Below are 13384 nucleotides of genomic sequence, written 5' to 3' on the forward strand. Positions count from 1 at the left end.
CCCCGGACGGCCGAGCGCCGTGACCGACCCGTTAGGGAGCGGTGAGCAACCGTTTCCCTTGGCCGTACGTCCAGTTGAGCGAGAAGGCAGGCATGGGTCCCGCGCCGGGGTACCTGCTTGTCCGACCATCGGCATGTCAGGCCATACATCTGGCGGAGAAAGTCATACCGTCCGGTTGCCCCACCCTTTCGTCACCCCCCTAGACTGAGCTTCCAGCACAGGTGGCCATCCGCTCGAAAGGCGCCCCCGTGTCCCTCGGCAACTTCCCCGAAGACGAGCGTCCGTTCCGAGACGAGTCCCAGGACCCCCGACCCTCCGTCGGCCGCGCCCTGCGGCAGGCACGGATCGCGGCCGGGCTCACCGTGGACGCCGTCAGCAGTGCCACTCGTGTCCGTATCGCCATCGTGCACGCCATCGAGGCGGACGACTTCGCCCCCTGCGGCGGGGACGTGTACGCCCGCGGGCACATCCGCACGCTGGCCAGGGCCGTCCACCTCGCCCCCGAGCCGCTGATCGCCCAGTTCGACGCCGAGCACGGCGGCCGTCCCGAGCCCACTCCCGCCGCGCCCCTGTTCGAGGCGGAGCGGATCCGGCCCGAGCGGCGCGGCCCGAACTGGACGGCGGCGATGGTGGCCGCGATCGTCGTCGTCATCGGTTTCGTCGGCTTCACCGCGTTCAAGGGCGGCGGGGACTCCGGCGACTCGAAGTCACAGATCGCCGAGGGTGCCCCGTCCCCCGCGGACCGGTCCGCCACGCCCGCGCCGAAGAAGGAGAAGCCGGCCCGGCCGACCGGCGAGCCCTCCGACAGCGCCATCGCCGCCGCGCCCCAGGACAAGGTGACCGTCCAGGTCAGCGCGCCAGGCGGACGCAGCTGGATCTCGGCCAAGGACCACAACGGCCGGATGCTCTTCGACGGACTGCTGGACAAGGGCCAGTCGAAGACCTTCCAGGACAGCTCCGCGGTCAACCTGATCCTCGGCGACGCGGGCGCGATCGAGCTGTACGTCAACGGCAAGAAGATCGAGGACACCTTCAAGCCCGGCGCGGTCGAGCGCCTCACCTACACCAAGGGCGATCCGGTGGCGGGCTGACCGGCAGCGCCCCGCGGACGGGCGTGTGACGGAGTCGGCCGCGTTCGGCCAACCCCGTCGACGTGGGCCATCAGCCTGACGAAGTAGTCTTGAGCCCATGCCTGAACGCCGTACCGTCGCACTCGTCACTCTCGGCTGCGCTCGTAACGAGGTGGACTCCGAAGAGCTCGCAGGCCGTTTGGAGGCGGACGGCTGGCAGCTCGTCGAGGACGCCGCGGACGCCGACGTCGCCGTGGTCAACACCTGTGGCTTCGTGGAAGCCGCGAAGAAGGACTCCGTCGACGCCCTCCTGGAGGCCAACGACCTCAAGGACCATGGCAGAACCCAGGCCGTCGTGGCGGTGGGCTGCATGGCCGAGCGGTACGGCAAGGAGCTGGCCGAGGCGCTGCCCGAGGCCGACGGCGTGCTCGGCTTCGACGACTACGCGGACATCTCCGACCGCCTCCAGACCATCCTGTCCGGCGGCATCCACGCCGCCCACACCCCGCGAGACCGCCGCAAGCTGCTGCCGGTCAGCCCCGCCGAACGCCAGCAGTCGGCCGCGTCCGTGGCGCTCCCGGGCCACGCCCCGGCCGACCTCCCGGAGGGCCTCGCGCCCGCCTCCGGCCCGCGCGCGCCCCTGCGCCGCCGGCTGGACGGCTCCCCGGTCGCCTCGGTCAAGCTCGCCTCGGGCTGCGACCGGCGCTGCTCCTTCTGCGCGATCCCCTCCTTCCGCGGCTCCTTCATCTCCCGCCGCCCCAGCGACGTCCTGAACGAGACCCGCTGGCTGGCCGAGCAGGGCGTGAAGGAGATCATGCTGGTCTCCGAGAACAACACCTCCTACGGCAAGGACCTCGGCGACATCCGTCTGCTGGAGTCCCTGCTGCCGGAGCTGGCCGAGGTCGACGGCATCGAGCGGGTGCGGGTGAGCTACCTCCAGCCGGCCGAGATGCGCCCCGGGCTGATCGACGTGCTGACGTCCACCCCGAAGGTCGTCCCGTACTTCGACCTGTCCTTCCAGCACTCCGCGCCGAACGTGCTGCGCGCCATGCGCCGCTTCGGCGACACCGACCGCTTCCTGGAACTGCTCGACACCATCCGGGGCAAGGCCCCCGAGGCGGGCGTCCGCTCCAACTTCATCGTCGGCTTCCCCGGTGAGACCGAGTCCGACCTGGCCGAGCTGGAGCGGTTCCTGAACGGCGCCCGGCTCGACGCCATCGGTGTCTTCGGCTACTCCGACGAGGAGGGCACCGAAGCGGCGACGTACGACGGCAAGCTCGACGAGGACGTCGTCGCCGAGCGGCTGGCCCACATCTCCCGGCTGGCCGAGGAGCTCGTCTCGCAGCGCGCCGAGGAGCGCGTCGGCGAGACCGTGCGGGTGCTGGTCGAGTCCGTGGACGACGAAGAGGGCGTCCAGGGCCGCGCGGCGCACCAGGCGCCCGAGACCGACGGCCAGGTGCTGCTCACGAGCGGCGAGGGCCTGAGTGTCGGACGTATGGTCGAGGCCAAGGTGGTCGGTACGGAAGGTGTCGACCTGGTGGCCGAGCCGCTGACCGGCTCGCTCGCGTGTAGTGAGGAGGCGGGCAGATGACCGGAGTCCCGGCATCCGCCGCGGGCGGCCCCTCCGGTGCGCAGGGCGCACGGGGTTCCGCTGCCGACGGCGCCCGGACCGAGGTCTCCGGTTCCGCTTCGGATCCCCAGGACGCCGGCAGGACACCCCGCGGCGGCAAGATCGCCGCCGCGGCCGTCAACCAGGCCAGCGTCTGGAACGTCGCCAATCTGTTGACGATGCTCCGGCTGCTCCTGGTGCCCGGCTTCGTCGCCCTGATGCTGGCGCACGGCGGCTACGACCCGGCCTGGCGCTCGCTGGCCTGGGCCGCCTTCGCCGTCGCCATGATCACCGACCTGTTCGACGGCCACCTGGCACGCACCTACAACCTGGTCACCGACTTCGGGAAGATCGCCGACCCCATCGCCGACAAGGCGATCATGGGGGCGGCGCTCGTCTGTCTGTCCAGCCTGGGCGATCTGCCGTGGTGGGTGACGGGCGTGATCCTCGGCCGGGAACTGGGCATCACCCTGCTGCGATTCCTGGTCATCCGCTACGGGGTGATCCCGGCCAGCCGCGGCGGCAAGCTGAAGACGCTCACCCAGGGCGTCGCCGTCGGCATGTACGTACTGGCACTGACGGGGTGGCTGGCCACCCTGAGGTTCTGGGTGATGGCCGTGGCGGTCGTCCTCACGGTCGCGACGGGCCTCGACTACGTGAGACAGGCCATTGTGCTGCGCCGGCAGGGAATCGCCGAGCGCGCCGCGGCGTTGGAGGAGACGGAAGCGTGAGTTCCACGGCCACCGAACTGGTGCGACTACTGACCGTGAGGGGCGAGACCCTCGCCGTCGCCGAGTCGCTCACCGGTGGCCTGGTGGCGGCGGAGATCACCGGGGTACCCGGGGCGTCCCGGGTGTTCCGGGGCTCGGTCACCGCCTACGCCACCGAGCTCAAGCACGAGCTGCTGGGCGTCGACGCGACGCTGCTCGCCGAGCACGGAGCGGTGGACCCGCAGGTCGCGGGCCAGATGGCGGCCGGAGTCCGCAAGGCCCTCGGAGCAGACTGGGGCATCGCGACCACCGGGGTCGCCGGCCCCGACCCGCAGGACGGCCGGCCCGTCGGAACGGTGTTCGTGGCCGTGGACGGTCCCCCCGCCCCCCGCGGGGCTTCTGCCGGTGGCGGAAAAGTCGAGGGTCTGCGGTTGAACGGTAGCCGTGCGGAAATTCGTATGGAGAGTGTACGGAGCGTACTCGCAGTGCTCCTGGAGCGGCTTGCGGGCGAACAGACCGGGAATGAGCGGGCACAGGATACGGAACGGAACGGGGGGTTTTGATGTTTGCAGCCCTGAGTGAACACGACATCGCTCCCCGCACGGCCGCGGCGCGAGGCGGTACGGTGGGGCGAGAAGGATGCGGCTACGCGGTCCGAGGAGGGAGCCACCGATGATTCTGCTCCGTCGCCTGCTGGGTGACGTGCTGCGTCGGCAGCGCCAACGCCAGGGCCGTACTCTGCGCGAAGTCTCCTCGTCCGCCCGAGTCTCACTCGGCTATCTCTCCGAGGTGGAGCGGGGGCAGAAGGAGGCTTCCTCCGAGCTGCTCTCCGCCATCTGCGACGCGCTGGACGTACGGATGTCGGAACTCATGCGAGAAGTGAGCGACGAGCTGGCGCTCGCCGAACTGGCCCAGTCCGCCGCGGCCACCGAGCCCGTGCCCGCACCGGTCCGACCGATGCTGGGTTCCGTGTCGGTGACCGGCGTGCCACCGGAACGGGTGACCATCAAGGCGCCCGCGGAGGCGGTGGACGTGGTCGCCGCGTGAGCTTCGCGCGCGCGGCCTGACGCCCCGAGACGAGTGAAGCCCCGGCCGGGCTCCCCAGGAACGCTGGGAGAGCCGGGCCGGGGCTTCCGTCGTGCGGTGCGCCTCCGGTGCGCGCGATCCCCCGTTTGCCGGTGCGGTGCGGTGCGGTCATCGTGAGAAGGACGTGACGGCGCCCACGCACCGGAGGAAGCGGATGTACATCGTGAAGAGCTCGCTGACGGACGCGAACGTGAAGACCGTGTCCGAGGCGCTCCAGGGCGCGCTCGTCGACCTGGTGGACCTCTCGCTGGTCGCCAAGCAGATCCACTGGAACATCGTCGGCCCCCGCTTCCGCTCCATCCACCTCCAGCTCGACGAGGTCGTCGTCTCCGCCCGCGCCCACTCGGACACGGTGGCCGAGCGGGCCTCGGCGCTCGGCGTGCCCCCGGACGGGCGGGCCGCGACGGTGGCGTCCGGCAGCGGGCTGAAGCCCACTCCGTCGGGGTGGATCAAGGACACGGACGCGGTCTCGGCGATGGTGGACGCGCTCGGTGGGGTGATCACCCGGATGCGTGAGCGCGTGGACACCACCGGAGAGCCGGACCCGGTGACCCAGGACCTCTTCATCCGGATCACCGCGGACCTGGAGAAGCACCACTGGATGTTCCAGGCGGAGAACACGTAGCGGTAGCCGGTAGCCGATAGCCGGCATGGCGGGCTCCGGGGGGCGCCCGCCGGTCCGGGCGCCCGGTGGTCCGGCGGTGCACCGGTGAGCCCCGTGGTGCGCCTCCCGCGCGGGACAGGCGACGGTCTAGCGTCCGGCTGGAGGTGATGGCGGGCATGGTGGGGCGGATAGTGCGCTGGGGGGTCGCGTTCGCGCTCGGGGCGGTGTGGTGGTGGGCCGTGCTGCGGCTCGTCACCGGGCACGGGACGGGCGTGCTGGAGGCGGCCGTCGTGGCCGGCGGCTGGGGGCTGAGTCTGCTGCCCGTGCACTGTGTGCCCGAGTCCCGCGCGAACCGGGCCGTCCCGGCGGGACGCTGGGCGGCCGCCTGGCGGGCCGGGGACGTCACCAAGGCATCGCCACAACCCCGTTCGGGCGAAGTGTCCGGCCCGTAGTGAACCCCGACGCGTCCGACGCCAGGTGGAGTCGGCGTGCGTCATGTCGTTCGTACGTGCGCCGTGTCGTCCGGTTCGCCGACCCGGCGCAGCGGTGACAGCCGGGCCATGGCCATGACGGTGTCGGTGTGCGCCTGGGCCCGGCGGTCGTGGCGGTCGGTCATGGGGGAGCGGATCCAGCCCGGCGTCATCGCGTTCACCCGTCACCCGGATGCTGTGCGGACCCCTCTCGGTGACCGGCGGCGTGGTCAGCCGGACCACGGCTGCCTTCGCCGCGCTGGGGCAGAGCAGGCCGGCGCCTCTGTGTCGACCGCCCCACGGAGGTCATGGTGACGATAGTGCTGTGGGCTCTGTGGGCTCCGTCCGCGAGCACCAGCCGGGCGGGCTCCTAGTCGGTGGCGGTGGCGGTGGCGGTGGCGGTGGCGGTGGCGGTGGCGGTGGTGGTGGCCGGGTCGCGGGGCCGGGTGCCTGCGGGGTCGGGTTGCCGGGCTGTGGTTCGCGAGGCGCGGTGGGCTGGGGTGGTCAGCCGGTGCGGCGGGGATAGCGGTCGCGCCAGCGCTGGGGTGCGCCGGCCGCGGGTGCGGGACCGGTCTGGCAGGTGGGGCACCAGTAGGTGGGGCGTTCCTGGGAGCCGTCGCCCTGGTCCGCCACCCGGATCGGGGTGTGGCAGCGCAGGCAGGGGCGCGACGCGCGGCCGTAGACGAACAGGTCGGGCCAGGGCAGCCGGGTCTGCCGGGCCGTCCGTTGCCGGGACAGGCCGGTGGTCTGCCGGACCGGGCGGTCACGGTTCGCCTCCAGGAGCCGCTTGGCCAGGCCGGGCAACTGCTCGGCTCGGTCCGCGGGCAGCGCGCCGGACGGCAGCCACGGGGTCACGCCGAGCAGGAAGCACAGCTCGCTCTTGTAGACATTGCCGATGCCGGCCAGGTTGCGCTGGTCCAGCAGGGCCTCGCCGAGCGGACGCGCCGGGTCCGCGAGGAGATTGGCCAGGGCCCGGTCGGGGTCCCAGTCCGGGCCGAGCAGATCGGGCCCGAGGTGACCGACGGCTTGCTCCTCCTCGCCGGTGCGCAGCAGTTCCACGACGGGCAGGCGGTACCCGACGGCGTCCAGATCCGCCGTGCCCAGGATGATCCGGATCTGGTGCGCCGGTCCACCCCGCCAGCGCTCGCCCGCGCCGAACACCTTCCAGGCGCCCTCCATGCGCAGATGGGTGTGCAGCGTCAGACCGCCCTCGACGCGGGTGAGCAGGTGTTTCCCGCGTGAGGCGGTGTTCAGCACCCTGCGCCCGGACAGGTCGACCGTCGCGTACCGGGGCACGCGGAAGTCGCTGCGCGTCAGTGCCTTGCCCGCGAGGGCTTCGTGCAGCCGCCGCGCCGCCTGCCAGACCGTGTCACCTTCGGGCATGCGTCAAGCGTGCCACGACGGGTGACGCCGGACGCGGGCCGACGGCGACCGCACGCCGTGGAGCGGGACGGCGGCGGGGTCGAGGCGAGCGGCGGCTCGGCCGTGGGCCGGGGGTCGGAGTGCCCGCGAGGTTGCCGGGCTGCGGGTGCGGGACCGGGTCGGCAGGGGGGGGTGTTCCTGAGAGCCGACGCTCTGGTCCCCGCCACCCGGACCGGGGCATGGCAGCGCGGGCAGGGGCGGGGCGAGCGGCCGTGGACGACCAGGTTGCGCCAGCGCTGGGGGCGGTGGCCGGGTCGGGGAGCGCGGTGGCGGGGGCCGGTGCCGGTCATGCTCTCAGGCGCAGGCCGCGTGGAGTCGCCACGAAACCCGCCGCCTCCAGGAGGGTGCCCTCGGCCGAGGTAAGGGCCTGAGTGCCGTTGATCCGCTCGACCGTGACCGTGCCGAGCGAGCCCGCGCGGGCCGCCGCGGCCAGCGCCTCGGCGGCCGTACGGAGGCGGGGATCGTCCGTCGCGGCGGTGCCCGGCGTCGCCGGCCAGGCCAGCAGTGTCTTGCCGCCACGCTCCATGTACAGCGTCAGCTCGCCCTCCACCAGGATGACCAGCGATCCCGCCTTGCGGCCCGGTTTGTGGCCGGCGCCGGTAGGCGGCTCCGGCCAGGGCAGGGCGGCGCCGTAGGCGTTCGCGGGATCGGCCGCGGCGAGCACCACGGCGCGAGGGTCGGGGGTGGGGGAACCGCCCGCCCGGTTGCCGCCGTAGCCGCGCTGCGGAGCCGCGCCCCAGGACGGGCCCGCACCGCGGCCACCGCCCCGGGGGCCGCCGTGGCCCGGGGAGGCGAACGGGTCGGCATGGCCGTGCGGTGGCACCTGACTGCCGCCGACGGTGCCGAGATCATCCGGCGGCCAGGTGAAGTCGCCGTCCGGACCGGGATGGGCGAGATCACCGTCGTCGCCGTCGAGGGTGTGGCCGTGCGGGGCGCCGTCGCTGTCGCCGAACGGGTCCGGGAAGCCCTCTCCGCCGAAACCGTCCGCGGCGGCCGGGGTGCCGAAGCCGGTCGGCCGGGCCGGTGCGGGCAGGCCCTCGCTCCGCTCCCGCGCGTTGGCCACGGCGCGCAGCCGGTCCACCGCACCGTCCATCGCGAACTGGGCCGCGCCCAGCCCCTCGACCACATAGCCGCGCCGGGCCTGGCCGCTGTCCTCGAACGCCGACAGCACCCGGTAGACCGCGGAGAAACCGCCCTCGACGCCCTCCGCGGCGACCGCGCCCCGGGTGACCACCCCGTGCCGGTCCAGCAGCGTGCGGGCCAGCGCGTGGGCGCGGACGGTGGCGTCCGGCTCGGCCGCGGGCAGCAGCGACCAGCGGCCGGCGACGGTCGGCGGGCCGGAGCGGGAGGCGGTGCGCGCGGCCGCCGTCAGGGAGCCGTAGCGTCCGCGCGGGACGGCGCGTCTGGCGCGGTGCGCGGTCGAGCCCGCCGTACGGCCGGAGCCCAGCAGCGAGCGCAGGGGGGTCAGCGTGTCGTTGGTCAGCCGGCCGGACCAGGCCAGGTCCCACAGCGCGTCCGCCAGTTGGGGGTCGGTGGCGTCGGGGTGCGTGGTGGCGCGGATCTGGTCGGCGATCTGCCGGAAGAACAGTCCGTAGCCGCCGGAGAGGACGTCGAGGACGGCCTGGTGGAGCGCGGTCGGCTCCAGCGGGTGCGGCGGGGGGAGCAGCAGCGGGGCCGCGTCCGCCAGGTACAGGGAGATCCAGCCGTCCTTGCCGGGCAGGGCGCCCGCGCCGGCCCACACCACTTCGCCGGCGGCGGTCAGTTCGTCGAGCATCGCGGGCGTGTAGTTCGCCACGCGGGAGGGCAGGACCAGCTTCTCCAGCGCGGAGGCGGGCACGGAGGCACCCTGCAACTGCTCGACGGCGCGCACCAGTCCGTCGACACCGCGTACACCGTGGCCCTTGCCGATGTGCTGCCACTGCGGCAGGAACTGCGCGAGCGCGGGCGGGGGCACGGGCTCCAGCTCGTGACGCAGGGCCGCCAGGGAGCGGCGGCGCAGCCGGCGCAGTACGGCCGCGTCGCACCACTCCTGGCCGATGCCGGCCGGGTGGAATTCGCCCTGGACCACCCGGCCGTTCGCCGCGAGCCGTTGCAGGGCGCCCTCGGTGACGGCGACGCCGAGGCCGAACCGGGCCGCAGCGGTGGCCGAGGTGAACGGGCCGTGGGTGCGGGCGTACCGCGCGAGGAGGTCGCCGAGCGGGTCCTTGACGGGTTCGGTGAAGGCCTCCGGGACGCCGACCGGCAGCGCCGTGCCGAGTGCGTCGCGCAGCCGGCCCGCGTCCTCGATGGCCGCCCAGTGGTCGGCGCCAGCGATCCGGACCCGGATGGCCCGCCGGGCCCCGGCCAGCTCCCGTGCCCACTGCGGGTCCGCCTCGCGTGCGGCCAGCTCCGCGTCGGTCAGCGGGCCGAGCAGCCGGAGCACGTCGGCGACCCCCTCGACGTCCTTGACCCGGCGGTCCTCGGTGAGCCACTGGAGTTCGCGCTCCAGCTCGGTCAGCACCTCCGCGTCGAGCAGTTCGCGCAGCTCCGCCTGGCCCAGCAGTTCGGCCAGCAGCCGGGAGTCCAGGGAGAGCGCGGCGGCGCGGCGCTCGGCCAGCGGGGAGTCGCCCTCGTACAGGAACTGGGCGACGTACCCGAAGAGCAGGGACCGGGCGAACGGGGACGGCTCCGGGGTGGTGACCTCGACCAGGCGCACCTTGCGGGACTCGATGTCGCCCATCAGTTCGGCCAGCCCGGGCACGTCGAAGACGTCCTGGAGGCATTCGCGGACCGCTTCCAGGACGATCGGGAAGGAGCCGAACTCGCTCGCCACCTGGAGCAGCTGGGCCGCCCGCTGCCGCTGCTGCCACAGCGGGGTGCGCTTGCCGGGGTTGCGGCGCGGCAGCAGCAGCGCGCGGGCGGCGCACTCCCGGAACCGGGACGCGAACAGCGCCGAGCCGCCCACCTGGTCGGTGACGACCTGGTCGACCTCGCCCTTGTCGAAGAGGACGTCGCCGGCGCCCGCCGGAGCCTGCTCGCCGTCGTACTCGGCGCCGGCCTTCACCGGCTCCTGGCCGAGCAGGTCCAGGCCCATCAGGTCGGCGTCGGGCAGGCGCAGCACGATGCCGTCGTCGGCGTGCATGACCTGCGCGTCCATGCCGTACCGCTCGGAGAGGCGGGCGCCGAGGGCGAGGGCCCAGGGGGCGTGGACCTGGGCGCCGAACGGGGAGTGGACGACGACGCGCCAGTCGCCGAGTTCGTCCCGGAAGCGCTCGACGACGATCGTGCGGTCGTCCGGGACGTGGCCGCACGCCTCGCGCTGCTCGCCCAGGTACGCCAGCACGTTGTCCGCGGCCCACGCGTCCAGGCCGGCCGTCCGCAGCCGCAGCCGCGCGTCCTCCTCGGACAGCGAGCCGACCTCGCGCAGGAACGCGCCCACCGCGCGGCCCAGCTCCAGTGGGCGGCCGAGCTGGTCGCCCTTCCAGAAGGGCAGCCGGCCCGGCACACCCGGAGCGGGCGAGACGAGGACGCGGTCGCGCGTGATGTCCTCGATCCGCCAGGAACTGGTGCCCAGCGTGAAGACGTCACCCACCCGCGACTCGTAGACCATCTCCTCGTCCAGCTCGCCGACGCGGCCGCCGCCCTTCTTGGGGTCGGAACCGGCGAGGAAGACGCCGAACAGGCCGCGGTCCGGGATCGTGCCGCCGGAGGTGACGGCCAGCCGCTGGGCGCCCGGGCGGCCGGTGATGTCACCGGTCACGCGGTCCCACACCACGCGTGGGCGCAGCTCCGCGAACGCGTCCGACGGATAGCGGCCGGCGAGCATGTCGAGCGTCGCGGTGAACGCCGACTCGGGCAGGGAGGCGAACGGGGCCGCGCGGCGGACCACGGCCAGCAGGTCGTCGAACTGCCAGGTGTCCAGGGCCGTCATGGCGACCAGTTGCTGCGCGAGCACGTCCAGCGGGTTCGCGGGCACCTTCAGCGACTCGATCGCACCCGTGCGCATCCGTTCGGTGACCACGGCGGCCTGGACGAGGTCACCCCGGTACTTCGGGAAGACGACACCGGTGGAGACGGCGCCGACCTGGTGCCCCGCGCGGCCCACGCGCTGGAGCCCGGAGGCGACCGAGGGCGGGGACTCCACCTGGACGACGAGGTCCACCGCGCCCATGTCGATGCCGAGTTCGAGACTGGAGGTGGCGACCACCGCGGGCAGCCGGCCGGCCTTCAGGTCCTCCTCGACCAGGGCGCGCTGCTCCTTGGAGACCGAGCCGTGGTGTGCGCGGGCGATCACCGGCGGCGCGCCCTGGCCCGCGCCGGAGCCGCCCATCAGCTCGGCGGGGGAGTGGTGCTCGCCCAGGGTCTCCCCGGTCGCCCGCTCGTAGGCGATCTCGTTGAGGCGGTTGCACAGGCGCTCCGCCAGCCGGCGCGAGTTGGCGAAGACGATCGTGGACCGGTGGGCCTGGACCAGGTCGACGATCCGCTCCTCGACGTGCGGCCAGATCGAGGGTCGCTCCGCGCCCTCGGCGGCGTCGGCGGCGGGCGCGCCGCCCAGCTCGCCCATGTCCTCGACCGGGACGACGACGGAGAGGTCGAACTCCTTGCCGGACTCCGGCTGGACGATCTCCGCCCGGCGGCGCGGCGACAGGTACCGGGCGATCTCGTCCACCGGGCGCACCGTCGCCGAGAGGCCGATCCGGCGGGCGGGCTTCGGCAGCAGCTCGTCCAGCCGCTCCAGGGAGAGCGCGAGGTGCGCGCCGCGCTTGGTGCCCGCGACCGCGTGCACCTCGTCCAGGATCACCGTCTCGACGCCCGCGAGCGCGTCGCGGGTGGCCGAGGTCAGCATCAGGAACAGCGACTCGGGGGTGGTGATCAGGATGTCCGGCGGGCGGGTGGACAGGGCGCGGCGCTCGGCGGCCGGGGTGTCGCCGGACCGGATACCGACCCTGACCTCGGGCTCGGGCAGGCCCAGGCGCACCGATTCCTGGCGGATGCCGGTCAGCGGGCTGCGCAGGTTGCGCTCGACGTCCACGGCCAGGGCCTTCAGCGGCGACACGTACAGCACCCGGCAGCGCTTCTTCGGGTCGGCCGGCGGCGGGGCCGAGGCCAGCTGGTCCAGCGCGGCGAGGAAGGCGGCCAGCGTCTTGCCCGAGCCGGTCGGCGCGACCACCAGTACGTCCGAGTCCGCCTGGATGGCCTGCCACGCGCCCGTCTGGGCCGCGGTGGGCGCGGAGAAGGCCCCCGTGAACCAGCCGCGGGTCGCGGGGGAGAAGCCGTCGAGGGCCCGGTGGGCGGAGCTGACCATGCGTCCATCCTGCACCCACCCACTGACAATCGCCCTGAGCTGCGCAAATGGGGCGGGACGGGGCGGCGCCGGCGGAACCTGCGGGGTCCGGGGGCCTTCCCGGGCCCGGCCGGAGCGGGTGCGGTGGCGCGGAGGCACAGGGACGGCGCGGTGCGTGGATCGACGGTCGGCGGCGGCGGGCGGCCGGTGGCCGGCCGTGGTGGCCGGTCGGTGGTCGGCGGAGGTGCGCGGCCGGACGGACAATGGCCGTATGGCGGGACCAGGGGAGCGGGCACGGCACTGGCGGTACGCGGAGCTGCCGGAGGTCGACCTGCTGCGGGCCAGGTACATACGCAAGACCTTCGTCCGGCACACCCACGAGGGCTTCGTGATCGCGGCCGTCACCGACGGCGTCGAGGTCTTCCACCACCACGGCTCCGACGTCTCCGCCGGCGCGGGCGCGCTCGCCCTGGTCAACCCGGACACCCCGCACACCGGCCGGGCCGGGGTGCCCGAGGGGTGGCGGTACGGCGCGCTCTACCCGTCGCCCGGCACGGTCGCCGCGATCGCCGCCGAGACCACCACCCTGCGCGGCGCCCCCGGCTTCGCCAGCCCCGTCCTCGACGACCCCTACACCGTCCGCCTGGTCCACCAGGTGCTGCGCGCGGCCGACGAGGGCAACGCCCTCGCCGCCGACACGCTCCTGCGGGTCGCCGTGACCAGGCTGCTGCGGCTGAACGGCGGCCCGCTGCCCGAGCGGCGGGTGCGGACGGCCGGCGCGCGGATCGCGGCACGCGCGCGTGCCGCGCTGGAGGAGCGGATGGCGGCGCCGCCGACCCTGGAACGGCTGGCCGCGGACCTCGGCACCAGCCCCTTCGCCCTGCTGCGGGCGTTCCGGAACGCCTACGGCATGCCGCCGCACGCCTGGCTGACCGACGCCCGTGTGCGCCGCGCCCGGCTGCTGCTCGACGCGGGGACGGCCCCCGCCGAGGCGGCCGTCGCCGTCGGCTTTACCGACCAGCCCCACCTCAACCGGCACTTCGCCCGCATCGTCGGCGTGCCCCCGGGCGCGTACCAGCGCGAACGCGCCGGTCCGGGTCGGCGCAAGAACGTACAAGACGGCGGCTGAGGACCGTCCGTAGGGTCCGGG

10 protein-coding genes and 1 pseudogene are annotated in these 13384 nt (G+C 74.0%); 8 read left to right on the forward strand and 3 right to left on the reverse strand.

Annotated features, from left to right (window positions below; all coding sequences use genetic code 11):
- The first annotated feature begins 248 nt into the window (after positions 1-248).
- The 7 genes from ACZ4K2_RS24730 to ACZ4K2_RS24760 all read left to right on the forward strand — a co-directional run bounded on the left by ACZ4K2_RS24730 (position 249) and on the right by ACZ4K2_RS24760 (position 5531).
- A complete protein-coding gene (locus tag ACZ4K2_RS24730; RefSeq protein WP_467476079.1) occupies positions 249-1091 on the forward strand; it encodes a helix-turn-helix domain-containing protein in 843 nt (280 codons plus the stop codon).
- A gap of 97 nt (positions 1092-1188) precedes the next feature.
- On the forward strand, positions 1189-2661 hold the full coding sequence (rimO, locus tag ACZ4K2_RS24735) for a 30S ribosomal protein S12 methylthiotransferase RimO (RefSeq protein ID WP_467476078.1): 1473 nt from the start codon (positions 1189-1191) through the stop codon (positions 2659-2661).
- The gene (gene pgsA, locus ACZ4K2_RS24740; RefSeq protein ID WP_467476077.1) at positions 2658-3410 is read left to right on the forward strand and encodes a CDP-diacylglycerol--glycerol-3-phosphate 3-phosphatidyltransferase; all 753 of its coding nucleotides are present in this window, start codon (positions 2658-2660) and stop codon (positions 3408-3410) included. Before rimO ends, pgsA begins: the two co-directional genes overlap by 4 nt.
- Positions 3407-3952, forward strand: coding sequence for a CinA family protein (locus tag ACZ4K2_RS24745; protein ID WP_467476076.1), 546 nt, complete (start codon positions 3407-3409; stop codon positions 3950-3952). The genes pgsA and ACZ4K2_RS24745 overlap by 4 nt, the downstream gene beginning before the upstream one ends.
- A 109-nt stretch (positions 3953-4061) precedes the next feature.
- Positions 4062-4436 carry a helix-turn-helix domain-containing protein gene (locus tag ACZ4K2_RS24750; RefSeq protein WP_030947329.1) on the forward strand — a complete coding sequence of 125 codons (375 nt, stop codon included), beginning with the start codon at positions 4062-4064 and terminating at the stop codon, positions 4434-4436.
- Between the two features lie 193 nt (positions 4437-4629).
- Complete coding sequence (locus tag ACZ4K2_RS24755) at positions 4630-5100, forward strand: Dps family protein (RefSeq protein WP_467476075.1); 471 nt, start codon at positions 4630-4632, stop codon at positions 5098-5100.
- A gap of 155 nt (positions 5101-5255) precedes the next feature.
- Complete coding sequence (locus ACZ4K2_RS24760) at positions 5256-5531, forward strand: hypothetical protein (RefSeq protein ID WP_467476074.1); 276 nt, start codon at positions 5256-5258, stop codon at positions 5529-5531.
- Here the strand turns inward: ACZ4K2_RS24760 and ACZ4K2_RS24765 are convergent.
- The 3 genes and pseudogenes from ACZ4K2_RS24765 to ACZ4K2_RS24775 form a co-directional block, all read right to left on the reverse strand.
- Positions 5482-5919 (reverse strand): annotated as a pseudogene (locus ACZ4K2_RS24765) (SDR family oxidoreductase); the annotation flags it as partial. The gene ACZ4K2_RS24760 and the pseudogene ACZ4K2_RS24765 overlap by 50 nt on opposite strands.
- Before the next feature lie 134 nt (positions 5920-6053).
- On the reverse strand, positions 6054-6932 hold the full coding sequence (locus tag ACZ4K2_RS24770) for an Fpg/Nei family DNA glycosylase (protein WP_467476073.1): 879 nt from the start codon (positions 6930-6932) through the stop codon (positions 6054-6056).
- A gap of 325 nt (positions 6933-7257) precedes the next feature.
- Positions 7258-12255 (reverse strand): ATP-dependent helicase, encoded by a 4998-nt coding sequence (locus ACZ4K2_RS24775; RefSeq protein ID WP_467476072.1) that lies wholly within the window; start codon positions 12253-12255, stop codon positions 7258-7260.
- Positions 12256-12505: 250 nt separating this feature from the next.
- On the opposite strand from ACZ4K2_RS24775, the gene ACZ4K2_RS24780 reads away from it, so the two are divergent.
- Complete coding sequence (locus ACZ4K2_RS24780; RefSeq protein ID WP_467476071.1) at positions 12506-13363, forward strand: AraC family transcriptional regulator; 858 nt, start codon at positions 12506-12508, stop codon at positions 13361-13363.
- The last annotated feature ends 21 nt before the right edge of the window (positions 13364-13384 follow it).

The organism is Streptomyces sp. NPDC025833 (assembly GCF_055558055.1).

Bases quoted from the DNA above. Each gene is read 5' to 3' on its own strand.
- ACZ4K2_RS24780 (WP_467476071.1), top strand. From the start codon at position 12,506: ATGGCGGGACCAGGGGAGCGGGCACGGCACTGGCGGTACGCGGAGCTG.
- ACZ4K2_RS24755 (WP_467476075.1), top strand. From the start codon at position 4,630: ATGTACATCGTGAAGAGCTCGCTGACGGACGCGAACGTGAAGACCGTG.
- ACZ4K2_RS24760 (WP_467476074.1), top strand. From the start codon at position 5,256: ATGGTGGGGCGGATAGTGCGCTGGGGGGTCGCGTTCGCGCTCGGGGCG.
- ACZ4K2_RS24750 (WP_030947329.1), top strand. From the start codon at position 4,062: ATGATTCTGCTCCGTCGCCTGCTGGGTGACGTGCTGCGTCGGCAGCGC.
- rimO (WP_467476078.1), top strand. From the start codon at position 1,189: ATGCCTGAACGCCGTACCGTCGCACTCGTCACTCTCGGCTGCGCTCGT.
- ACZ4K2_RS24775 (WP_467476072.1), bottom strand. From the start codon at position 12,255: ATGGTCAGCTCCGCCCACCGGGCCCTCGACGGCTTCTCCCCCGCGACC.
- ACZ4K2_RS24770 (WP_467476073.1), bottom strand. From the start codon at position 6,932: ATGCCCGAAGGTGACACGGTCTGGCAGGCGGCGCGGCGGCTGCACGAA.
- pgsA (WP_467476077.1), top strand. From the start codon at position 2,658: ATGACCGGAGTCCCGGCATCCGCCGCGGGCGGCCCCTCCGGTGCGCAG.